Genomic DNA, 24163 nt, shown 5'->3' with positions numbered 1-24163 from the left:
GGATCATCCCGCCCGCCGAGTCGAGCGGCGGCGCCGCGGCCTGCCCTGGCGGTTCCGACCGGTACGGGCCGGGGCGGGCGGCGGCTCGGGCTCAGCCGCGGGGTGGCGCGGACGCGGGTGCCCGCCTCGTGCTCGTCAGGTTCGTCTCCAGGACCACGAGGTCGTCGTCGAGGGCCAGGGCCACGGTGCCCTCCTCGCCGAGCGCCAGCCCGTGCGGGTCGCCGGGAAGTGCGATCTCCTCGATGGCCTGCCGGGCGTCCAGGTCCCACACCCTCAGCGTCCGGTCGCGTCCGACGGTGAGGGCGACGGGGCTCCCGTCGGGCAGTCGCCCGGTCACGACGTACCAGAACACCGCGGTGCCCCCGCCCAGTTCCATGATCCTGGTTCCAGCGGTCAGGTCCCACACCTGAACCGCCCCGTCGGCGCCCGCGGTGACGGCGGCGGGACGGCCGTGCAGTTCGGTGACCGCCAGCGCCATGGACACCGCCGACCCCATCTCACCGATCAGCCGGCCGGCGGCGAGGTCCCACAGCCGTACGGGATACGCCTCGCCGTTGTCCACGACACCGGCCGTGACGGCGGCGGGACGGCCGTCGATCTCGACCAGGCGGACGTTGGCCTTGGTTCCGATGTCCACGGGTCCGGTCAGCCGGCGGCCTCTGGTGAGGTCCCAGGTGTACAGCCGATCGGAGTCCACCCCGACCATGACCGGCCGACCGCCGATCTCGGCGACGTCCATCGACTCCGGATACCGCTGCCGTACCACGACCACCAGCGGGAACCGGACGGACCTGCCGGTGCGCAGGTTCCACAAGTGCACCCTGTCGGTGGTGCAGACGATCGCGCTCGGCTCGTCACGCACCATCGCGGTGGACATGCCGTAGACGTACGACACCGGCAGCGGGGCGTGGGCACGCCTCGCGCCGTGCAGGTCCCAGGCAAGCGCCGACCGGTCGAGGCTGCTGGTGACCGCGAACCGGTGGCCGGCCCGCTCCAGGACGGCGACTCCTGTCGTCTGCTGGCGATGTCCCTCCAGCGGGGCGCCGATCCGGCGGTGCTCGACCTCGCCCAGGTCCCACAGCCGCAAGGTGCTCTGGTAGGCCCCGCAGGTGACCGCCATCGGCCGGCCCGCGGCCGTCGCGGTCGCCAGGCCCACGATCTCGTTGGTGTGGCCGGTGAGGTCGCCGCCGATCCTGCGGTGCTCGGCCAGGTCCCACACCTGGAGCGTGCCCGCCCCGTCCTCGCGGCTCCGGCAACTGACGGCGACGGGGCGCCCGTTCCGCACCGTGGTCGCGACCAGAGAGCTGTCGTCCGTGGTGAGGGTGGCGAGCTTCCTGCGCCGCGCCAGGTCCCAGACGCGCAACGCCTTGCCGGCGGTCAGGGCCACCGGACGGCCTTCGACCTGGGCGACAGCGAGGCCGCACACCCAGCCGCTGATCTCCATCGGGGCGCCGATCTCCGCACCCGCCCGCAGATCCCACTGCCGTATCACCCCGCCTTGCCCGAACGGGCCCACGGTCATCTCCAACGTGACCGCCACCGGACCGCCGTCGATGTCGATCACCTCGACCGCGGTCATGGTGCCCCGGTGCCCGGCGAACGGGCCGCCGCACGCACGCTGCTCGGCGAGGTCCCACATCCGGAGGGTCCCGTCCTTGCCGAGGGTCACCGCGACCAGGGCGCCCATGAGTTCGGTGACCGCCAGTCCTTGCACCGCACCGCCCTGTCCGGTGGGGATCTCGCCGATCTGCTGCGGCCCGGCCAGGTCCCAGACCCGCAGCCATCCGTCCTGGCCCGCCGACACGGCGACGGGACGGCCGTCGAGTTCCGCGACGGCCAGCGCGGTGATCTCCTTGCGGTGTTCGGTGCCGGGGACGCTGGTGGGGATGGCGAGGAAGGTGTCGCCGATGGGGCGCTGCTCCGTCAGGTCCCATGCCTGGACCATGCCCTGCCCGCAGCCGCTCACCCCGAGCACGCGGTCGTCGAACGCGCCGGCCGCCACGACCTTGACCACGCCCACGGTCCGATGTCCGTCGAGCGTCCCGGTGTTCGCCGCGTGCACCTTGCCGCCGGTGGCGAAGCCGACCCGCCAGCCGAGGTCCCGTGCCGGACCGGACAGGTCGGCGAGCGCGCGGTTCAGGCTCTCGCGCAGGTCGTGCGCGCCGAACCGGGCGGCGTCGACCGCGAGGAGCAGGCACCGGGTCCGGGGCTCGGCGTGGCGGTGCTTGTGGCTGGAGGCGCGGTAGACGGCGGCCGCGAGCCAGCCCTCTTCCGTGCCGGCCCGGGGCAGCACCGCGAGCAGCGGGCTGGGCACGGCATGCCCGAGGAAGCCGCCGTCCGCCAGCAGCAGGTCCAGCCCGCTCGATCCGTCCGGGCCGGCCACGTCGGCCGCGTGGACGGCGAGTTGGGCCCGGGTGTAGTGGTCCGCGTCCGCCCAGGCGCGCCCGCGGCCGTGCGCGGGCACCGCCGCCAGGAGCGTCGTCACGATGGCGCGGTGCGGGTCGCGTTCCGGGCAGCGGCCGCGCAGATGCTCGTCCAGCGCGTCGTGGTAGAGCCGGTACGCCGGTTCCCCGTCGGCCGATGTCATGCGTTCGACCAGGTAGTTCGCGGCGCTCTGGAAGACCTTCGCCAGCTCGGCGCCGGTATGGGCGTGGCCGGGGTGCAGCGCGTCCGCGACGGCGAGCCAGCCGGGGCCGCGCGGCAGCCCGTCACCGCGGGCGAAGGCGAGCGCGGTGAGCAACCGCTCCACGAGCGGCTTGTCGTCGCCGAAGGCGTCCAGGTACTTCTCCATCGCCTCGCCGATGGTCTCCGGCAGCGCCCGGTCCCACTCCGGGTCGTCGAGGTCCAGCGGCGGCGTGTCGGGCAGCAGCAGCCAGCGGCTGGTGACCTGGGCGATCAGGAAGTTGTAGCCCGCCTTGCGGGCCACCGCCCGGCCGATGGCGCGGGTCTCGGCCTCCGTTCGCCGCCGGTAGCGCGGGCTCTCGGCGTCCTCGTGGGTCAGCCGGCGCTGTACGTAGTCGGCGACGTCGAAGTTGCGCTGGTACTCGCGGGACTCCAGGTCGATCCGCGGGGCGGTCCGGCCGAACGCCGCCATGATCCGGGCGCGTTCGGTGCCGGCCGGCGCGGTCCGCACCGCCGCCGCCACCCGGACCGCCGAGGTGCTCGCCAACTCCCGCAGCAGCCTCGCGATCCGGGTGGCCTCCTCCACTCCGGCGGCCTCCTCGACGGCGTCGGCCAGCACCGTGAAGACCTCACCGGTCGCCGCGTGCCGCTCCCGCAGGCCGATCAGCAGCTCCTGCTGGCTGCCGGCGCGGACGTCGGCGAGCGAGCCGAGCAGTTCGACGACCTCGTCGCGGGTCCTGCCCTTCATGTGCACGGCGGCGTCGAACGACCCGGCGGCGGGCCGGGGACCGTCGGTCGGCACCTCGCCCGCCCACCGCGGGTCCGAGGAGACCAGCAGGTGGGCGAGGAGCGCGGACTTGCCCGTGCCGGGGCCGCCGGTGACCACGAGCAGCGGGCGGTGCGGCTCGGCGAGCCAGTCGCAGACGGCCTGCCGCGCGGCGTGCCGGCCGGTGAAGTACCAGGCGCCGGAGTCGGATTCCACCTCGGAGCCGCGGGCGCGGGGCAGCCAGTGCGTCTTCAGGTGCGGATCGAGGTCGAGCCGCCAGCCGAGCCGGGCCCGCAGGAACGGCCACCGGGTCAGCCAGGCGGACACCGGCAGCACATGGCAACCGCGGTACGGGCCGTCGTGCCACCCGATGATCCCCACCACGGCGTCGAGGTCGTCGTCGAAGACGGGCGAGCCGGCGAACCCGGGGTCCGTCCGCCAGCCGGTCGGCCCTGTGACCTGCAGCCAGCGGCCGCCCGGACCGGCGGCGCCGTCGAGGGTGCCGTGCTCCTGGCGCGCGCCCGGCTGGCCGGCCGGGAAGCCGTGCACCCAGAAGCCGTGGCCGTACAGCTCCGGCGGTGGCGACAGCGGCGCGGGGGTGTGCGGGACCGGCCGGTCCAGCCGCAACAGCGCGGCGCCTTCGACGACTTCCACGGTCGTGGCGTGGTGCGCGGTCGGCTCGCCGGTGAAGGGGAACTCGACGAGGACCTGCTGGCCGGGGGCCGCCGCGCACGCGGGGGTCTGCCCGGCGGCGGCCCGCGCCCAGGTGATCAGGTGGCGGTCGTCCACCAGCGCGCCGGCCTGCGCGGTGCCGCCGTCGGCGGACGTGAGGCGGGCCAGCCACGGGGGGCAGTGCGCCAGCCTGCCCACCGCGGTGACCGGCCGGCGGGCCGTCCCGTGGTGGTGGATGGTGACCCCGCCGGTGACCGAGCCCGCCTGGACCACCGGCGCGTACACGTCGGCGGCCACGGAGTTGAACACGCCCTGTACACCGTCGCTCACCGCTCGATCATGGCCAATCGCGTCCGGCCGCACAAGCGGAGTCCGCTCCCGCGCCTCCGCGGCCCGCTTCTCCCGGCCCCCGAGTCAGCTTCCCGCGCACCCTCTTCCCGCACGCTCCCGCTCTTCCCCCACGCCCCTGCTTCCCGCGCATCCCCTTCTCGCGCGTCTCGGTCGCGCACGCGGTCGGCGCGGCCACGCGCCCTGCGCGGCGCCGCGCGTGACGGCCGGTCAGGTGGCCGGCGGCCGCTCGCCGACATCTCCGCGCGAACACGGACGTGTCGTGCTTTTCTCCCGCGAATCCGCCGGATACAAAGGGCGTTCTGACGTCGGTCGGTCCGGATCGCGTCCACACGTCCGGAGGCGCAGTGACCAGACCACGAGGCAGCGGGCACCGGACCCGGCACGGTTCCTGGGCGGCACTGGCCATGGCGGCCGCGCTGCTCGCCTCCGCGACGACGGCGAGCACGGCTACGGCTACGGCTACGGCCACGGCTACGGGCGAGGGCGCCGCCACGGCCGGTGCCGCGCCCCGGGTGAAGGAGCCCAACCCCGTGCTCACCGCCGCCTCGTTCGCGGACCCGCCGGCGGTGGACCGGCCGAAGTACCGCTGGTGGCTGCCGGTCGCCGACGAGTCGGACGCCGAACTGCGGTCCCAGCTCGGGCAGATCGCCGCGGCCGGCGCCGGCGGCGCGGAGGTGACGGCCTTCCCGGCCCCCAACGCCCCCGGAAGCACCCTGCACAGCAGCGAGCCGTACCTGTCGACGTACGGCTACGGCACCGCCCTGTGGTCGCACCGGGTGCGGGTGATGGAGGCGGAGGCGGTGAAGGACGGGCTGATCCTGGACCTCGCCGCCGGCCCGAGGTGGCCGCCGACCGTGCCGAGCGTCGACAGCTTCAACCAGCCGCAGGTGGCCCAGCAGGTCCTCTACGGGCGGGAGTTCGACCCGCCCGGCAGCACCCGCGCGGGCGCCCTGCCGGCCACGCTCGTGCCGCCGCCGTCGGTGACCAGGACGCTGTGCGGCCGGGTCGCCGCGGGCGCCGGCACGGTCCTGCTCGACTCCACGCGCAACCTCGCCGTCGGGGACCGGATCGCGCTCGGCCCGGCCGGCGCCACCGGGACGGACACCGCCACCGACGTGGTGACCGTGCGGAAGGTGGGCACCTCCTCCCCGTGCACCACCCTCGCCGGCGCCGCCGGTGCGGGCGCGACCCGGGTGGTGACGGCGACCACCGACACCAACCTGGTCGCGGGCGTGACCGTGACGATCGGGTCGGGCGCCGACCAGGACACCGCGACGATCAGATCAGCGGGCAGCGCGGCCGGCGGCACCACGCTGTCGACCGCCACCAGCGCCGGCGCGACCACGCTCGTGCTGTCCTCCGTCGCCGGGATCGAGGCCGGCGACACCCTCACCGTGGACCCGGGCGCCGCCGTCGAGTCCGCGCGGGTGTCGGCCGTCGACCCGGCCACCAGGCAGGTCACCGTCCGCACCGCGCTGGGCGCCGCGCACCCGCCCGGCGCCGCGGTGAGCGACGCCGGGCAGGACCTCACCTTCACCACCGCCCTGGCGCACGCCCACGCGGCGGGCGAGCGGATCGTCGCGCCCGGCACCGGCGTCACGGTCACCCCGGTGGCGAGCGCGCACGCCGTCGGCGAGCGGGCGGTGGACACCGCCGCCAAGGAACTCGTCGCGGTCGAGGTCGCGCAGTGCGCCACCGCCTGCGACGCCTCCACCGCGCCGGTCTCCCTGGACCGCTCCTCGGTGACCGACGTCACCGGGAAGCTCGACGCCCGGGGCGGGTTGAGCTACACGTTCCCGCGCGGCAACGGCCATCCGTGGGTGGTGCTGGACTTCTACCAGACCGCCGACGGCCAGGCGGCGACCAACGTCTCGCCGACCGGTTCCGCGTACGTCCTGGACCACCTGTCGGCGGACGGCGCGACCGCCCTCACCGGCTTCTGGGACCGGAACATCCTCGCCGACCCGGCGGTCAGGGACGCCATCGCGCGGACCGCCCGCACCGCCGGCACCCCGGCCATCTTCGAGGACTCGCTGGAGTTGTCGGACGAGCTCACCTGGACCTGGGACTTCCCCGACCGGTTCCGGCAGTCGCGCGGCTACTCCGTCGACCAGGCGCTGCCCGCGCTGGCCGGCTTCGACGCCCGCCGGGTGAGCGGCCACCCGGTCGCGTTCACCTACAGCGACGGCCAGAGCGCCCGCATGGTCAGGGACTACGAACAGACCTTCAGCGACCTGTACGGCAACCGCTACCTGACCGCGCTGGAGAGCTGGGCCGAGGCCAACGGCCTGACCGTCAGGGCGCAGGCATACGGCGCCCCGATCGACGCCGCCGAGGCCGGCACGCACGTCGGCATCCCCGAGGGCGAGGGCTTCGAGTTCAACGGCAAGAACCCCGACCAGGACTTCAAGGTCATCGCGGCGGGCGCCGACCGCACCGGCGCGACCATCGTGTCCGGCGAGTGCTGCGCGATCAAGACGCAGGTCTGGGCCACCACCGCCGCGCAGAACCTCACCAGCGAGGTCTACGTCGACATGGCCGGCGGCGACAACCAGATCGTCTGGCACGGCATGCCCTACCCGACCGCCCCGGCCGGCTCGGGCGCCGGGTCGGTCTGGCCCGGCTTCAGCTACGGCGGCAACACCAGCTTCTCCGAGGCGTGGGGCCCGCGGATGCCGCAGTGGCGCGACGCCAGGGCACTCAACGACGACATCGCCCGCATGTCACTGGTGCTGCGCCAGGGCAGGCCCAGTTACGACGTCGGCGTCTACTACCAGAACGTGGGGTTGGCGGGTCAGGCGTACGACGACCCGGCGAGCGTCGTCAAGAACACCTCGGCGATGGCGGCGGCCGGCTACACCTACGGCTACGCGGACTCCGCCTTCCTCACCGACGCGTCGAAGGACTACCGCGACGGCGTGCTCTTCCCCGGGGCGTCGGACTACCACGCCCTGGTCCTCGACGACCCCCGGTCGCTGAAGGCCGCCGACGCCGCCCAGATCCTCGCGCTCGCCCGGGCGGGCCTGCCCGTGGTCGTCATCGGCCCGGCCGCGCCGGCGGCGATGGCCACCCCCGGATACGACGCCGGCCCGGCCGACCGGAGCGTCCAGGCGGACTGGGACGCCCTCTACGCCCTGGCCGGCGAGGACGGCGCGACGGCGAAGGCGGCCGGGCACCATGTGGTGCGGGTGGATGCGGAGGCGGCCGTGCCCGCCGCGCTGGCGCGCCTGGGCATCACCCCGGCCGCCGCGCACACCGGCGACCCCACCAGCGGCGCCCTCCTGGACGTCCGCCGCGACGACGGCGCGACGCAGTACTACTACCTGTACAACAACTCGGCCCGGGCGGTGGACCAGCGCCTCACCCTCACCGGCAAGGGGACGCCCTACGCGCTGGACACGTGGACCGGGGCCGTCACCCCGCTCGCCCAGTACACCGCGTCCGGCGGCGCGGTCACGCTCGACGTGCGGCTCGGCGCCCACGACGCCACGGTGGTCGCCGTGAGCACCGACACCGGGAAGTTCGGCACCGGTCCCGGCCCGGTCTCCGCCACCGCCACGACCGCCGACCGGGCGGTCTTCGACGCCGGCGGGGGCCTGGCGATCGAGTCCAGCCGCCCGGGCACGTTCCGCACCACGCTGTCCGACGGCCGTACGGCCGGCACCGCCATCACCGACGTGCCGGCAGCCGCCACCCTCGCGAACTGGCAGCTGACCGTGGACAGTTGGACCCCCGGCCGGAGCGGCGCGCCCGGCGACACCGCCCACACCACGATCGGCCCGATCGCCGTCAGCGCCGACCCGGACACCGGCGCGCTGCCCGCCTGGACCGCCGTCACCAAAGCGGCCGGCTACCCCGTCGACCTCCAGGACGTCGCCGGCACTGCCGACTACACCACCCACCTGACCCTGCCGCCGGGTTGGACCGGCGGCCGGCACGCCTTCCTCGACCTCGGCCGCGTCACCGACACCGCCGAGGTCACCGTCAACGGCACGGCGCTGCCACCGGTGGACTTCGCCGACCCGTCCCGGATCGACCTCGGCGACGCGCTGAGGAGCGGGGACAACACCATCACCGTGCAGGTCGCCACCCCGCTGGTCAACGCCGTCCGGGTCGCCCCCGGCACCGGCGCGAGCGGCCGGACCCGCACCGGCAACGGCCTGCTCGGCCCGGTGGTCCTCACGCCGTACGGCCGGGCCGCCGTCACCACCGGATGACCCGACCGCGGGGCCGGGCGGCCCGGCGCCCGGACCCGCGGTCCCCGCGGGCTCACCGCCGGACGGCGTCCAGCACCCCCTGGAGGTAGCCGATCGCGTACGACCGGCCGCGGCTGATGTACGCGTCCGCGGAGGTGTCCGCCCAGGTGCCGGGGTCGCCGACCAGGGCGGGGACGTGGTCGTCGATCACGAACCCGTCGAAGCCGACCTCGTCCAGCAGGCCGAAGACCCCGGGGACGTCCAGGTTGCCCTCGCCGAGGAAGCACTCCGCGAAGCGGGGGACGGTGCCCTGCACATCCCGGAAGTGGACGTAGAAGATCTTGCCGGCCGGGCCCATCGCGCGGATGATCTCCTCGGCGGCTGCCTGGCCGGCCATCTCCGAGACGGTGCCCAGGCACAGGTCCAGCCCCCAGGCGGGGCTGCCGCCGCTGCGCCGCCACGCCTCGGCGAGCGCCGCGGGCGAGGTGAAGATGCGGGTAGCGCCGCCCAGCGGCTCGTCGACCGGCGGGTCGTCGGGGTGCAGGGCGAGCCGTACGCCCTCGGCCTCGGCGACCGGCAGGACCGCGTCCAGGAAGTACTGGTGGTGGGCCCAGGACTGCTCGGCGGTGATCGGCTCGGTGATCGGCTCCTCGGGGGTGAGCTTGTAGCCGGCCAGGGCGTTTCCGGCCGGGGCCAGGTCGAGGTCGAAGCCGGTCACGGCGGCGCCGCCGCGGCCGGGGGCGTCCATCGTGGTGCGCCACACGTAGGTCGGCAGCCAGTTGTAGCCGAGCAGGTCGTAGCCGGTCGCGGCCATGTTGCGCAGGGTCCGGCAGAAGCCCTCGATCTGCTCGTCCCGGCCCGGCAGCCCGCGCTGGATCTTGAAGAAGTGCGCGGCGGGCACGTTCTCCAGCCCCTCGATCCGCAGCCCCGCCTCCTCGCATCGGCCGCGCAGGGCGGCGAGTTCGGCGGTACTCCAGTGTCCGTCGGTGCCGGGCAGGTCCTTCGGCGCGTGGAACTGGAGGCTGCCGAGGCCCAGTTGGCGCGCGAAGGTGCCGATCCGGTCGTCGTAGGCGTCTATGTGCCCGAGCGCGATACGCATCACCATGACGGTCAGCCTCCCATGGCGGGTCCGGCGGTGTCCCGCGGCAGGGCGACGGCGAGCTTGGCCAGCAGCCCGCCGTCCACGGGCACGTCCACGCCGGTGACGAACGCGGCGCGGGCGCCGGCCAGGAACGCGATCACCTCGGCGACCTCCCGCGGCCGCGCGATCCGGCCGAGCGGATGGTCGCGGCCCCAGTCGTCGAGCAGCCGGCTCACCGCGCCCGTGCTGCCGTCGGTGAACAGCTCGGCCGAGCGCCGCAGCATCGGGGTGTCGACGGAGCCGGGGCACACCGCGTTGACCCGCACCCCGTTCGGGGCCTCGTCCACGGCCATCGAGCGCACCAGCGCGTTGAGCGCGCCCTTGGCCGCCGCGTACGCGGCGACGTTGGACTGCGTGGCGCGTCCCTGCACCGAGGACACCACCACCACCGCGCCGCCCGCGGCGCTGCGCCGCAGGTGCGGCAGCGCGGCGCGCGCGGCCAGGAACACCCCCTTGACGTTGACCGCGAACACCTCGTCCCAGGTCTTGTCGTCGGTGTCGGCCACGGTGCCGTACCGCTGGATGCCCGCCGACGTCACCAGGACGTCAAGGCCGCCGAAGGCGTGCACGGTCCGCCGCACCGCCTCGGCGACCGCGGCGGGGTCGCAGACGTCGGCGACGAGCGGCACCGCCCGGCCGCCGGCCGCGGTGATCGCCTCGACGGTCTCGTGCGTGCCCGCCGCGTCCAGGGCGCTGACCGCCACCGCGGCGCCGGACGCGGCCAGCAACTCCGCGGCGGCCCGGCCGATGCCGCTCGATCCCCCGGTCACCAGCGCGACACGACCGGCGTGTTCCTCACCCATGCGTTCCCTCTCCCAGTCAGATTCCCGGCCAAGTGCCCCTGATGACAACGTTGTTCGCCACCCGGACGGCCCGTACAGCCCCACGACCGATCCTTCTGCCCTCAACCGAGCGGCATGGTGCAGAAGTTGCCACCGACCCGGAAGTTGCGGGCCGCCGACGGATCGAGGTCCGCCGGGCCGAACGCTCCGGAGTCCAGGACGGCGGCCAGATGCTCCTCGGCGTCGTCCCGGGGGCGGTAGCCGATCGCCTCCCCTTCCGACAGGGACCACCACCGGCGGGTGTTGCGGGAGATGCCCCACAGCACCCGGTAGCCCGCCGGCTCCGCCCGCAGGCAGGACTCGACCAGCCGGGCCGCGTCGTCCGGCGACAGCCACACCGCCAGGTCCTCCGGCGCGCGCGGCACCGGCCGGAACGCCCCGATCCGCAGGCAGGAGACGTCGACTCCGTACCTGCTGTGGTGCAGCGCGCCGAGCGCCTCCAGCGCGGCCTTCCCCACGCCGTAGTACGTGTCCGGGCGCGGCGTGATGTCCGCGGGCAGGTCGGCGCGGGCTTGCGGCCCGCGCGCGGCGGCGGCGTGACCGCCCGCACCGAAGCAGACGGCATCACCGTCGTCACCGGCACCGCCGCGCCGGGCCGGGTCGTCGCGGGTGCGGAACCCGACGGCGTGGATGCTGGAGGCGAGCACCACCCGCGGCACGCCGTGGCGGCAGGCGGCTTCCAGCACGCGTTGCGTGCCGTCGATGTTGACCTCCCTGATCCGTTCCCAGGGCTCCTCCCCGGCGAGCCCGCCCAGGTGCACCACCGCGTCGACGGCCCGGCAGGCGGCGTCGATCGCCTCGGGGTCGGTGAAGGAGGCTCGGACGACCTCCACGTCCTCGCCGGCTTCCGGCGGCGCGATCTCCGCGATGTCCAGCAGCCGCAGGACGCGGCCGGGCCGGGCCAGCCGGGGGCGCAGCGCCCGCCCGATCCGGCCGGCCGCGCCGGTGACCAGGACCCGCTGCCGGGTCACCACGCCTGCTCCACCGGGTCGGCGGCGTCCGGCAGCCGGGCCGGCGGCCGCTGCTCGTCGTACGGCGCCGGGGTCGCCGAGGCGGGCAGATACGGCGGCCGGAGGTAGCTGTGGTGGCGCCGGAAGGCGAGCTCCACCGGCGGGTACCAGTGCCGCCAGCTGCGGGGATCGGTGTCCGTGGTCGGCGACATGGGGCCGAGGCCGTTGCCGTTCTCGGCCGCGACCGCGTATTCGTGGACCGGCGTGTCACCGGGTGGGGCCTCGCCCGGGTCGCCGGTGGCCGGCACCGTCCCGGGCACCTGGTCGACGAACTCGAAGGCCAGGCCCGCGAAGACCTCCCGGAAGCCGGTGTCGCCCCTGCGGCGCCGGTAGAGCCGGTAGCGGGCCGCGCCGAGCACCTCGCCCCAGGTGGCGGTGACCGTGCCGGCGCCGAGCCGGAGCGTCAGGCCGTCCGGCGGGTCGGGGGCCCGGCTGGTGGCGTGCAGCGGGTAGTCGGCGCCCGGGGCGCCGCTGCGGTCGGCGTTCCGGGCGGTGACCCGGACGTGGTACTTGGTGCCGTCGGCCAGCCCGGCCAGCGCGCCCGGACCGGTGGCGGTGTGCCCGGCCGCCGTCCAGGTCGTGCCGCCGTCCTCGCTGACTTCGAGCAGATACGTGTCCGCGCCCGCGACCGGCGCGAAGTGCACCACCGCGCCGCCGGGGACGGTCGTGGTCCGCACGATCCGCGGCGGCATCGGCTCGGGCCGCCGGGCGGTCAGCTCCCACTGGTGCCGGCCGGCGGGCAGCGCGACCCGCAGGATGCCGTCGCGCGAGGACGCGAGCGGGGCCAGTTCCGCGCCGTCGACGTGGAACGCGGCCCCGGCGGGGAGCCCGCCGAGCAGGTGCAGGGTGACCGCGCTGTCGCCGGGCGCGTCGTAGCTGCCGCGGAACTCGCGGGGGTCGCGGTAGCGCAGGCTGATGCCCAGGTCCTGGTCCTCGGTGGTCAGCAGCACGTCCGCGGTGCCGACGGCGCTGCCGTGGAAGAGCGCCAGTTCGCGGCTGCCGTCGTCGAACAGCCGGATCACGCCGGCGGTGCCGGTGAAGCGCAGCCCCTCGCCGGCGAAGTCGACCGCCTTCGGTTCGTAGTGCGTCGCCGCCTGGTGGCGGAAGACGTGGTCGACGCTGTGCGGGGTGCGGACCTTCGCGCCCCACGGGGTGCTGCTCGCGGGGGCCACGGTCAGGTCGTCGCGGTGGCTGACGACGGCGAGCGTGTTGCCGTTCGACCCGTCGGCCCTGCCCTCCAGCCGCACCCCGCGGGTGCCGTCGGTGGCGAACGTGCCGTCGAGGGCGCCGTCCTCGCGCACCCCGCGCACCACATGGATGAACGGCATCGCGTCGGCGAGGTGGCCGTAGCTGTTGGCGTCATGGCCGTTGGCCGCGGTCGGCACCGACCACGTCCACACCATCCGCTGGCCGGGCGCGAAGGCGTCGTAGCTGACCAGGTAGTCGCCGCCGACCAGCAGGACGCTGCGGCCGAGGTAGAGCTCGCCGATCGGGCTGCCAGGGTCGGAGGTGATCTCGGCGTACTGCGCGCCGCCGAGGTCGTACATCGGCCGGTCCAGCGTGTGGTTGCCGATCCCGCGGAAGGCGCCGTCCTTCCACACCGCGCAGGAGGTGGCGAAGGTCGCGTCGGGCACCCGGCGGTCGCCGGCGTCCTCGGGGCCGTGGCCGCTGTAGGAGCGGCCGGCGGCGTAGTAGTAGAGGTGGCCGTTGCCGTTGTCGTCGGCGATCCCCCAGCGGTAGTTGGGCCCGCGGTCGACCTGCTGGAGGAAGACCGCGACCTCGTCCGGGCGGTCCACGCCGGCGCGCAGCGTGACGCCGTACCCGGTGTACTTCGCGCTGCGCAGCCGCGGGTTGGTGCCGCGCTCGCCCGCCGAGCGGACCGTGACGTGCCACGGGTCGGGTGCGTCCGGCGGGCTGTCCAGCCGCCGGGCGGTGGGGTCGCTGCCCCACATCAGGTGCTCGGCGACCAGCGGGCGGTAGCGGTGCAGCGCCTCGCCGAGCAGCCGCATCTCGATGGGAGGGCGGCGCGGCCAGTACGCGTGCGCCCCCTGCGCGGGATGCAGCCGGCGCAGCTCGCCGGTCCCGGTGACGTCGATCGGCGCGCTGAGCGCGTGGACCAGCCAGTCGCCGAGGGCGGCGAACTCCGCGGTGGCCATCCGGTTGCGCCCGTCGGCCCGCCGGCCCAGGAAGTTGCCCTGGGCGGCGGGCCGCAGGAAGGCCCAGACGTACGTGGACAGGCTCTCGGTCCAGCGGCCGGGGCGGGCGTGCCGGGAGGGCAGGGCCGGGCGGGTGTGGAAGACGCCGGACAGCTCGCAGAACTTCTCGAACTGGTCCAGCCACTCCCCCGCGGCCTCGTGCTCGGGAAAGAGCCACGCCAGGCAGGCCAGCGCGGCCTTGCCGTCGGCGAGGAAGTTGGGGTGCCCGCCCATCATCCGCCGCAGCGGGCCGATCTCCTCGCCCGCCGAGACGTACCCGGTCAGCAGCAGCAGGGCGTCGACGCGTGCGCGCTGCTCGGTGTCGAGCCGGTCGGCAAACCGGTCGTAGCCGTCCAGCAGCCGGTCGTAGAGCGGGCGTTGGCCGATGTTGAGGTAGCCGGCGAGTTCGTTCACGCCGTTCGCGATCAGCCGCGGGCCCTCGCTGCCGTACAGCAGCGCGTCCACGAACTGCTCGGGGGTGTCGAACTCGCCTTCCGTGCAGAGGGGTTCGGGGCGCTTGCCGTGGTAGGTCAGGCGCCAGTCCTTGACCCGGTCGAGGCTGAGGGTGCCCTGCCAGTGGTGCAGGTGGCGCACGTAGGTGGACTGGTAGGTCATCGCCCGCTGGCCGCGCAGCACGTCCAGGTCGCGTGCGTGGTGGTAGAAGGCGATGCCGGTGGTGCGGGTGCCGGTGCGCAGCGGCCAGGTCCAGTGCAGCACCCCGTCGTGGCGGAAGCGGATCTGGAGGGTGTCCGCGCAGGCCCAGCCGGCGTACTCGTGGTCCTCCCAGCGGGCGTGGTCGCGGATGAACACGCCCATCGCGTCGCCGCCGGCCCGGTCCCAGAACGTCGCGTGCGGCCGAACGCCCCAGGCGTAGCTGGGCGCGTAGGGGCCGACGGTGAAGGCCATCCGCTCCCGCGGCCGCTCCCGGCCGCCCGGTCCGGAGAACGACGGGTCCTCGCCGCTGTCGCCGACCACGATCGGCTCGTCGATGCCGAGCCAGTGGTAGACCTCCGGCGACCCGGGGTCGGCGTGGTCGCGCGGGTCCTGCGAGAACGGCCAGGCCGAGGAGAACCGGTGGGTGGGCGCGCAGCCCTCCCAGTGGAGTTCCCACGCGGCGCCCTCCGTGTCGAACCCGGTGGCCTCCTCGGCGAGTTCGACGAAGTCGCAGCCGTGCAGGACGCGTACGGTCGCGGTGTACCGCGCGCCGCCGGTGAAGCGGTAGTCCAGCCGGTGGGTGGCGAACAGCGGGCCGTGCTCCACCTGGTGGACGTCGAGGTGTGCGAGGCGCTCGGCGCCGGGGTGCAGCACCGAGTCGCCCACCCAGCCCTGCCCGCGGTCGAGCCGGCGGATCGGGCCGGGCAGGTCCGGGCCGGTGTACCGGCCGGCCGGGGGCAGCAGCACCCGCAGGGGGCCGGCGTCCACCACGATGCCGTCGCCGTCCTCGGCCGGGGTGACGGTGACCGGCCGGTCGGGTCCGGCCGCCGGCGCCGTCGCGTCCGCGCGCAGGGTGAACGCGTGGCGCGCGCCGGGCGCGAGGTCGGCGAAGAAGCAGACGGTGGCCGCGGCCAGGGGCGCGTCGGCGCCCCCGGCCGCGGGGCCCGCCCCGGTGACCTCCGCCAGCTGGAACGGCACCGGCGTGCCGTTCTCGTCGAGCAGCCGGAGCGCGTCGGCGCGCACCGCGGGCGCCGCCCACCGCACCGGATAGTGCAGCAGGGTCCGGGGCCAGGCGAACTCCGGGTGGGCGAGCGGGTCGTGGAGCAGGAACCGCACTTCCGAGCCGCCGGCCGGCCAGTCGGTGACGGGGGCCGTCACGCGCCGCCTCCCATCTCGGCGCCCCCGGCGCCGGACGCGCCGGGCGCGACGCCCTGGGTGCCGAACGACGCACCGCCCGCGACGCCTTCGACGAGGTAGCGCTGGAGCAGGATGAACAGCAGCATGATCGGCGCGGCCACGATGAAGGTGCCGGCCGCGATGAGCGGCCAGTTCTGCGAGTACTCGCCGAAGAACGAGTAGAGCCCGCGGGTGACCGGCCACAGCGCGGAGTCGGAGAGCATCACCAGCGGCAGGATCAGGTTGTTCCAGGCGTGCACGAAGCCGAAGATCCCGAAGGTGGCCAGGGCCGGTTTCATCTGCGGCATGATGATCGTGAAGATGAACCGGATGTAGCCGCAGCCGTCCAGCGCCGCCGCCTCGTCGATCTCGCGCGGGATGCCCTTGATGTAGCCGACGAAGAAGAAGAACCCGGCGCCGGACAGGCTGGTCAGGATCAGGTAGCCGGCCATGCTGTTGTACAGGTGCAGGGTGCGGGCCTCGATGAACAGCGGGATCAGGCCGCCGGGCAGGAAGCCGGAGAAGATGAAGAACGTGTAGAGCCCGTTGGAGTACTTGAAGTAGCCGCGGGAGATGGGGAAGGCGAGGAAGACACCGAGGATGAGCGTGATGGCGTCGGGGACGGCCGCGTAGACCAGGCTGTTGACCATCTCCCGGCCGAAGTGCCCCTGGTGCCAGGCCGCCGAGAAGCTCTCGGTGGTCCACGGGTGGGGGGTGCCGGTGGGGTTCTGCAGGAAGCCGGTGTACGTCTTGAACGCCTGGAGCAGGACGTACACCAGCGGAAGGGCGAACAGCCCGGCGGCGATGGCGAAGCAGAGCAGGTTCACCCCCGCCGACTTGGTCCGCTGCCGGGACAGCAGCCCGCGCAGCGACGGGGAGGGGGTGCGCGGAGCGTCGGGGGCCTCGGGTGCCTGGGACACCTGGAGCGTCGTCACAGCGCCACCTCCCGCCGGCGCAGCACGTACAGCAGGCCGCCGCCGATCACGATCGTCAGCACGAACTGGAGCATCGCCAGCATCGAGCCGTAGCCGAGCTGGCTGTCGCTGCCGAAGGCGGCTTGGAACATGTACAGCCCCAGGGTCTTGGTGCCGAAGTTGCCACCGGTCAGGACCAGCACCAGGGCGTACTCGCCCAGCGTGGCCATGGTGGTGAGGAAGACGTTGACGGTGGTGGCCGAGGCCAGCAGCGGCCACGTCACGTGCCGGAACACCCGGAAGCGCCCGGCGCCGTCCATGGCCGCGGCCTCGTACACCGAGCGCGGGATGTTCCGCAGCCCGGCGATGTAGATGAGCATCGAGTACCCGGAGAACATCCACACGTTCACCAGCATCACCAGCGGCAGCGCCAGCGAACTCGACCCGAGGAAAGCGGAGTTGATGCCGAACAGGCCGTGCACGAGCTTCTCCGCCGGACCCGAGTAGGGGTCGAGCATGAGCGAGAAGACCGCGCCGACCACCGTGACCGAGAAGATCTGCGGCATGAAGATCAGCGCACGGTAGAACGTGTACGAGCGACCGCCCCGGTTCAGCAGCATGGCAAGGCCCAGGCCGATCACGTTCTGCAGCACGGTCACGCCGACCACGTAGATCAGCGTGACCCGTACCGCGCTCCACAGCTGCGGCAGCAGCGAGGTGAAGGCCGTGTGGTAGTTGCACATCCCGCAGAAGTTGAGCGGCGTGCCGGGGAGTCCGGAGTACCGGGTGAACGAGTAGATGATGGTGGCCAGTGACGGGTAGAGCCCGAACAGCAGCCAACCGGCTCCCGGTATCGCGATGCTGGCCCAGGGGATGAACCGCCGCGTCCGTTGGGTTCCGAAGGGACAGCGTGCCACGCCGCGCCTCCTCTCTCAGTTGTGCTCAGGGTCGGTCGTCAGCCCTTGACCGACTTGCGGTACGCGTCGGCCGAGCGGTTGAGGATGGTGTCGACGCTGTCGCTGCCGATCGGCTTCAGCTTGTAGAAGTCCGGGCCGGCCGCGTCCAGGGGCGCGCCCGCGGGCACCCAGGGGTTGGCGAGCTGCTGGAACGCGCCGTCCATGTGGCTGTTGAGCCAGTCCGTCCAGTCCAGGCCGGTGTTCTTCACCGCCGGCTGGGTGGAGACCGAACCGGTCAGCTTCAGCCACTCCTGGTAGTTCTCCGGCTGGGAGAACATCGACAGCCACTCCATGGCCAGGTCCTTGTGCTTCGCGCTGGTCGGGACCATCCAGGTGAGGTCCGGGCGCAGCGACACGCGGTTGGCCGAGGCGGTGTCGGTGCCCGGCATGGTGAAGAACCCGAGCTTGAGGTTGGGGTTGGCCTTCTGGATGACCGCCCCGTCCCAGGAACCGTCCAGCAGGAAGGGGTAGTCGCCGGCGCGCGCCGCCCAGACGCCGGGCGCGGTCAGCTGGGCGACGCCCGACGCGTTCGGCTCGATGTACTTCATGACCTGCTCGTAGCGCGCGGAGGACTCCTTGTAGACCGGGTCGGTCCAGGACTGGGTGCCCTTCCAGAACGCGTCGGCGCGGTCGTTGGAGACCTTCACCGAGTCCGACGCGGGCTTGCCCTGCATGAGCATCTGGTTCTCGACGCCCTGCCACACGCCGCCCTGCATGCCGTCCTTGCCGGACACGAAGATCGGGGTGATGCCCTTCTTCTTGAGCTTCGCGCAGTCGTCGACGAACTCCTGGAACGTCGTCGGCACGGTCATGCCGTACTTCGCGAGCAAGTCCTTCTTGTACCAGATCGCCCCGGCCGCGGCGTACTGCGCGGCCATCACGCCGTAGACGCCGCCGTTGTGCCCGACCGCGGCGGCCTGGTCGGTGGCGCTGTAGTTCTTCATGAACGGCTGGTTCTTCAGGTCCACCAGCTGCCCGGCCTGGATGAGCGCGGCGGCCCCGGCGGGCTTGAGGCTGGTGTAGCTGGGGGCGAAGCCCGCCTGGGTCGGCGCGGCCAGGCCCAGCACGTCGACGGACTTGGACTGCAGCAGGCTGTTCCACAGCTGGCCCCAGGCGCCGTTGGCGGTCGGCGCCTGCTGGATCTTGACCTTCACCCCCGGGTGGGCCTTCTCGAACTTGGCGTTCAGCTCCTCGGTGAACTGGATGGCGCCGGGGTTGGTCCACTCGGCGACCGTCAGCGTGGTCTTCGCGCCACCGCCGCCGGACGAGGAGGAACTGCAGCCGGTGAGGCCGATGGACAGGCACGCGGTCGCCGCGAGCAGGGTGACGGTGATGCGGGGTCTCATGAGGGTGGCTCCTTGGAAGAGGTACGGGGGTGACCGGCAAGGGTGACGGACGTCCGGGTCAGGGGCGCTGGAGGGCGCCGTCGGCCCGCCGCGGCGGCTTCCACGCCTGGCCGGGCAGCGCGGCGGGCCGCGGCGGGTACTTCGCGGCCAGTCGCTCGTCGAGGTCGACGCCGAGCCCCGGCCGGTCGCTCGGCCACAGGTGCCCGTCGCGGATCTCGGGGCACCCGGGGAACACCTCCCGCGCGGCGGCGCCGAACAGGTGCTGCTCCTGGATGCCGAAGTTGGGCGCGGCCATGTCGAGCGCGAGGTTGGCGGCGTGCCCGATCGGCGAGACGTCGCCCGGCCCGTGCCAGGCGGTGCGCACGCCGAACAGCTCGCAGGCGTTCGCCAGCCGCCAGGCGGGGGTGATGCCGCCGATGGCCGAGACGTGCACGCGGATGAAGTCGCACAGCCGCTCCTGGACGACCGGGCGGTACTCCGCGGGGTTGGTGAACAGCTCGCCGATCGCGATCGGCGTCACCGACCGGCCGCGCAGTATCCGCAGCCACTCGATGTCCTCCGGCGCGACCGGGTCCTCCAGGTAGAACAGGTCGTACGGTTCCAGGTCCGTCGCGATCCGCACGGCGTCGGTGGGGTGCACCCGCTCGTGCACGTCGTGGATCAGCTCGACCTCGGGGCCGGCGTGCTCGCGCAGGTGCGCGAACAGCCCGCGGACCGTGCGCCGGTAGGCCGCCGGGTCCCAGGCGTCGGCGGTGAGCGGGCGGTGGGCGCCGGCCGCCGCGGCGGCGGCCGGCGCCCCGTAGGTGCCCGCGCCCGGCACCGCGACCTGGCAGCGCACGTGCCGGTAGCCCTCCGCCATCAGCGCCAGCACCTCGTCGGTGACCTCCTGCGGGTCCCGTCCGGCGGCGTGCGCGTACAGCGGCACCGCGGTACGGCAGCGGCCGCCGAGCAGCTGCCACACCGGCAGCCCGGCCTGCTTGCCCTTGATGTCCCACAGCGCCATGTCCACCCCGGACAGCGCGTTGTTGAGCACCGGCCCGGACCGCCAGTAGCCGCTCACGTGCAGGGTCGACGCGATGTCGGTGATGTCGGCCGGGTCGCGGCCGATGAGCTGCGGGGCCAGGTACTCGTCGACGGCGGTGGCCACGGCCGCCGCGCGCTGGGTGAAGGTGGCGCAGCCGAGTCCGTACAGGCCGGGCTCGCTGGTGTCGACGCGGACCACGACGAGCGTGGTGCCGGCCGGCGCGGTCAGGATCGTCCGGACGCCGGTGATGCGGACGCCGGACGGCCGTGCCCACGGCGGCTCGACCGGCTCGGGCGCCGGCGGGAGTGCGCCGGCATCGGCTGCGTGGTCGCTCACGGGAAGGCTCCTGGTTCTGGAGGTGCTGTCGGAAGGTGCCGGCCTGGGGAGGCGGCGGGGTGCGGTGTCGCGTCGGGGGTGCGGCTCAGCGGCCGATGCCCCAGCGGGTGTCCACGCGCCCGCCGGCGAACTGGGCGCCGGTGCCCCAGAACGGCGCGAAGTTGTAGCAGCCCGAGGTCGGGGGCTCCGCGGTGGTGGTCGAGTAGGTGGCGCCGTGGCCGCCGGTGCCCGCGTCGGTCACCTGGACCGCGAACGTCGCCGGGGTGACGGTGCCGGGGCGCGCGGCCCTTACCGCGGCGGCCAGTTCGGGCAGCTGGCTCCAGGCGAGCGCGACCTCGTACCGGGTCTGCTTGCCCGTGTCGTCCCGGGAGACCAGCACCCGGCCCTCGGCGCCGCTGTCGGGCTTGGCGTCGAGCGGGCCCAGCGGGGTCGGGAGCACCGCGTTGGTCGGGTAGTAGGTCTGGTAGTTGGTGCCGGGCGCGAGCTGCCGGTGCAGTTCCGAGACGCCGCCGGTGGCCAGGGTCGCCACGTACAGGTGGGAGATCGACCGCAGGCACTTCTCGTAGTGCGCGTCGCCCGCGAGCAGGTCCTCGGTCTTGTCCGCCAGCGCGTCGAAGGCCAGCTGGATGCTGTCCGCCTTGAACGGGAAGAGGTACTCGTTGGCCGGGAAGGGCGCGTTGGACAGCTGGACGTCGTCCTCGACGACGGCCCTGACGTACAGGAAGCTGTGGTCCCAGGCGGCCTGGAACGCGTACTTCTTGGTGTCGCCGGCCGCGGTGGTGCTGGTCATCGTCACCGGCAGGACGCCGTTCCACTGGCTGGCGCTGCCGCCGACGGTGATCGACCGGAACGGCAGGTAGGCGACCTGGACGTCCTGGGTGCCGGTCTGGCGCAGGCCGGGCCGCTGCGGCACCGTCACCTCGTAGCCGACGGTGTACGCGTTCCGGCTGTCGACCTGGAACGCCGTGACGGGGAAGGACAGCGTCTTCGCCTGCCCGGGCGCGAGTTCGACCACCGGTGACACCGGTGCCGCCAGCCGCCAGCCGGACGGCGGGGTGATCCGCACCCGCGCGCCCAGCTTCTGCGGCGAGACGTTCTCCACCCGCACCTCGACGGCGCTGGTGGCGTCCAGCGGCTTGGTGAAGGACAGCAGGCTGACCTTCACCGGGGTGCTGTAGTCGAAGCGCGCGCCGCGGGTCAGTACGGCCTTGAGCGCCGCGGGGCTCAGGTCGCTGTCGAAGTACAGGACCTCCCAGGGGTTCAGCGGGAGGGTGACGCGCGAGGAGCGGCCGTCGGCGAGCCGGCGGCCGAGGTAGTCGTACACGCGGATGCCACGCGCGCCGTCCAGGGTGAGCGTGCCGGTCCAGCCGGCGCTCTGGTGCTCCTCGGTGCCGTCGAAGAGCTGGTCGCAGTAGACGGCGGCCCGGCCCTTGCCGTCGGCGCCGCGGAACAGGAAGCCCCAGGTGGACTTGGCGTCCGGGTAGAGCTCGCCCTCCATCCGGGCGTCCTCCAGCAGGCCCGTCATGGTGGCGTAGGCGACCACCGCGGGCTTGGGGGTCCTGGTCGCGATGTCGTAGATGTCGAAGTCGTCGCCGGAGTACGGCTTGTCGTAGGACAGCGAGAACCAGAAGGCCCGGACCGGGGAACCCTCCTCGGCGCCGGCGAGCATGTGCAGCAGGTACGTCGGCGCCACCGTACGGGCCACCCCGTAGGGCGCCTGGCCGGCCGGCACGTCGGTGAAGTTGAACTCGGCGTTGCCCAGTTCGGTCTGCCACTGCCCACCGCGGCCCTTGGTGCGCGACCACCGCCGGTCCATCTTGATCTGGGTCTTGGTCATCGCGTACTGGGTGGGGTCGGGGTAGCCGTAGGCGTGGTTCACCGAGCCGTCGATGTAGCCGGTGTCCTTCGAGCCCCGCGCGTACACGATGTCGCGGTTGTACGTGACCGATCCGCCGCCGATCAGGTTGACCTGCGGGAAGTCCGGCTTGACCCGGTCCCAGATCAGCTTGCACATGTCGCGGTAGTCCTGGGCGTCGCCGGTCATCCAGGTCCAGCCGTGCACCCACGGCTCGTTCCACAGCTCCCAGTTCTGCACCAGGTCCTGCATCGGCGCGATGGAGTGGTAGACCATGTCGGCGTGCGCGGCCATGTCCTTGGGCCGGTTCTGGTAGAGCAGCACCGGCTTGCCGTCCGGGCCCGGCTCGACGTTCCACGACATGTTGTAGTTGATGCTGCCGAGGGCCTCGATGCCGTAGCGGTTCCACTCCTGGACCTCGGCGCGGGCGGCGTCGATCTCGGCCTGCCCCCAGAACACGCCCGGCGACGGCGAGACGGTGTCCGGTTGGACGGCGACGATGCCGCGTGTCCACTTCACGCCGATCCGCTGGGCGATCTGCTTGGTGATGACCGGCGAGGACTCCGACCGGATGCCCATCCCGAACGGCGAGTCGGGCCGGCGGTCCGCGACCGTCGGGCGGATCACGCCGAGGCCGAGGGTCTGGGCGAGCAGCTGGTTCGCCGCCGAGTCGGTGACGGTGACGGTGACCGCGTAGAAGTCGGGGTCCAGGGCGCCCAGCGCGACGCTGGTGGTGGTCTCGGCGCCGGCCGGCGCGGTGAAGGCGGTGGTCCCGCTGCGCAGCGCGGCCCCGGTACGGGCGGACACCGACCAGGCCACCGAACCGCTGAGCGCCGCCGTCGGGTTGAACACGACCTGGAGGGCGGGACGGGCCGGGGTGTCGCCCTGCACCGGGTAGAGGCCGGTCGGGTCGGAGAAGGCGGCGGCGACCACCGGCGGCGCGGCGGCGGGCGTGGCCGCGCCCTCGGGCGTGGCGGCGCCGGCGGCCGGCGCGAGGCCCCAGTCCAGGGCACTGGCGGCCGCGGCGCCCGCCACGGTGGCGGCGCCGTAGCCCATGACCTTGCGTCGGGAGATCTCTGCGGGGGCCGGCGCTGCCGGGGTGGTGCGGTCGGATCTGGCGTGGCTGTCGGTCACGGTCGGTCCTCTTCCGTCTTCGTCTTCGGTTCTTCAGCGCGGGGATGGGTCGGGCGAGTGCGGTGACTGCGGTGACTGCGATGGCTGCGGTGACTGCGGCGGCTCCGGCGGCTCCGGCGTGACGACGCACAGGCCGGAGGGGGGAACGGCGATCCGGGTGAGCCCGGGGCCGAGCGTGCGCGGGCCCGAACCGGCGGGCCTGCCGCAGGCGTCGAAGGTGTCGAGCCGGACCCGGACGCCCGGGCCCTCGACGTCCAGGACCACATGGGCGGCGGCGGTGGAGTTGATCAGGGCCACCTCGCTGCGGCCGGCCAGGCGGACCGGGGCGACGCGGTGCTCGGCGTAGAAGGCGATGACGACGCGCCGGCCCAGGCTCGCGGTGACCGTCTGGTGGAGCAGGTCGGGGCGTCCGGTCCGGATCTCACCCCGGGTCAGGACATCGCGGTGGGTCCGCCAGAACCCGAGCCAGAACACGGTCATCGCATGGTGCTCCGCGGACAGACCGGCCAGCTCGACGGAGATCTGCGGGGTGGCGAACAGCGCGGAGTGCAGTTGCCTGGCCGCCGCCCGCGCCGTGGCGCCGGGGTCCCACATGAGCATGTCGGAGTGGACGGCGGCGGTCCCGGCGAGCAGCCCGACGTCCAGGGTGCGGACGCGGTTGGCGGTGGCGTCGGCCGGGCAGTCGGCGGCGCGCAGCAGGTTGCCGAAGCCGTGCATGCCGGGCCCGGTGTACGGCTGCCGGAGTTCGACCAGCAGCTCGTCGCCGCGCAGCTCGCGCAGCCGGTCCCGCAGTTCGGTGAGCAACTGCCGCATGGCCAGGCCGACATCGGTGCCGGGTTCGGCGCTGGTGTCGGGTTCGGGTTCGGTGGCGGGCTCGGGCTCGGGCTCGTGCTCGTGCTCGGCGTCGGTGGCGACGTCGGGTTCCGTGCCGGGATGGGTGCCGGCATCGGTGGCGACGCCGGTGCCGGCACCC

11 protein-coding genes and 1 pseudogene are annotated in these 24163 nt (G+C 73.8%); 1 reads left to right on the top strand and 11 read right to left on the bottom strand.

The window, feature by feature from the left end; all coding sequences use genetic code 11:
- Positions 1-91: 91 nt before the first annotated feature.
- Entirely contained in the window at positions 92-4390 is a 4299-nt protein-coding gene (locus AB0399_RS25430; protein ID WP_366412908.1) for a hypothetical protein, read from the bottom strand.
- Positions 4391-4755: 365 nt separating this feature from the next.
- On the opposite strand from AB0399_RS25430, the gene AB0399_RS25425 reads away from it, so the two are divergent.
- Positions 4756-8628 carry a glycosyl hydrolase gene (locus AB0399_RS25425; RefSeq protein WP_366412907.1) on the top strand — a complete coding sequence of 1291 codons (3873 nt, stop codon included), beginning with the start codon at positions 4756-4758 and terminating at the stop codon, positions 8626-8628.
- Between the two features lie 52 nt (positions 8629-8680).
- On the opposite strand, the gene AB0399_RS25420 is transcribed toward AB0399_RS25425, so the two are convergent.
- The 10 genes and pseudogenes from AB0399_RS25420 to AB0399_RS25375 form a co-directional block, all read right to left on the bottom strand.
- Positions 8681-9712 carry a mannonate dehydratase gene (locus AB0399_RS25420; RefSeq protein ID WP_329372387.1) on the bottom strand — a complete coding sequence of 344 codons (1032 nt, stop codon included), beginning with the start codon at positions 9710-9712 and terminating at the stop codon, positions 8681-8683.
- Positions 9713-9717: 5 nt separating this feature from the next.
- Positions 9718-10551 carry a glucose 1-dehydrogenase gene (locus tag AB0399_RS25415; protein WP_366412906.1) on the bottom strand — a complete coding sequence of 278 codons (834 nt, stop codon included), beginning with the start codon at positions 10549-10551 and terminating at the stop codon, positions 9718-9720.
- A 101-nt stretch (positions 10552-10652) separates the two neighbouring features.
- Positions 10653-11564, bottom strand: a complete 912-nt coding sequence (locus AB0399_RS25410) for an NAD(P)-dependent oxidoreductase (protein ID WP_366412905.1) — start codon at positions 11562-11564, stop codon at positions 10653-10655.
- Positions 11558-15607 (bottom strand): fibronectin type III domain-containing protein, encoded by a 4050-nt coding sequence (locus AB0399_RS25405; protein ID WP_366412904.1) that lies wholly within the window; start codon positions 15605-15607, stop codon positions 11558-11560. The genes AB0399_RS25410 and AB0399_RS25405 overlap by 7 nt, the downstream gene beginning before the upstream one ends.
- Positions 15604-16560: a carbohydrate ABC transporter permease gene (locus tag AB0399_RS25400; protein ID WP_329372380.1), complete on the bottom strand. Its 957-nt coding sequence runs from the start codon at positions 16558-16560 to the stop codon at positions 15604-15606. Before AB0399_RS25400 ends, AB0399_RS25405 begins: the two co-directional genes overlap by 4 nt.
- Positions 16557-17456, bottom strand: coding sequence for a sugar ABC transporter permease (locus AB0399_RS25395; protein WP_329372378.1), 900 nt, complete (start codon positions 17454-17456; stop codon positions 16557-16559). The genes AB0399_RS25400 and AB0399_RS25395 overlap by 4 nt, the downstream gene beginning before the upstream one ends.
- A 38-nt stretch (positions 17457-17494) precedes the next feature.
- A complete protein-coding gene (locus AB0399_RS25390) occupies positions 17495-18841 on the bottom strand; it encodes an extracellular solute-binding protein (protein ID WP_329372376.1) in 1347 nt (448 codons plus the stop codon).
- 58 nt (positions 18842-18899) lie between these two features.
- Positions 18900-20201: an enolase C-terminal domain-like protein gene (locus AB0399_RS25385; protein ID WP_366412903.1), complete on the bottom strand. Its 1302-nt coding sequence runs from the start codon at positions 20199-20201 to the stop codon at positions 18900-18902.
- An 85-nt stretch (positions 20202-20286) separates the two neighbouring features.
- Positions 20287-23190: a sugar-binding protein gene (locus tag AB0399_RS25380; protein ID WP_366412902.1), complete on the bottom strand. Its 2904-nt coding sequence runs from the start codon at positions 23188-23190 to the stop codon at positions 20287-20289.
- Positions 23191-23223: 33 nt separating this feature from the next.
- Positions 23224-24163, bottom strand: a pseudogene (locus tag AB0399_RS25375) (hypothetical protein); the annotation flags it as partial.

It is taken from the genome of Streptomyces sp. NPDC088194, assembly GCF_040702025.1.
GTDB lineage: Bacteria > Actinomycetota > Actinomycetes > Streptomycetales > Streptomycetaceae > Actinacidiphila.
Note: the sequence above shows the minus strand (reverse complement) of the source record. Positions and strands in the feature narration are given on the sequence as shown.

Coding starts and splice junctions, on each gene's coding strand:
- AB0399_RS25420 (WP_329372387.1), bottom strand. CDS start 9,712: ATGGTGATGCGTATCGCGCTCGGGCACATAGACGCCTACGACGACCGG.
- AB0399_RS25415 (WP_366412906.1), bottom strand. CDS start 10,551: ATGGGTGAGGAACACGCCGGTCGTGTCGCGCTGGTGACCGGGGGATCG.
- AB0399_RS25390 (WP_329372376.1), bottom strand. CDS start 18,841: ATGAGACCCCGCATCACCGTCACCCTGCTCGCGGCGACCGCGTGCCTG.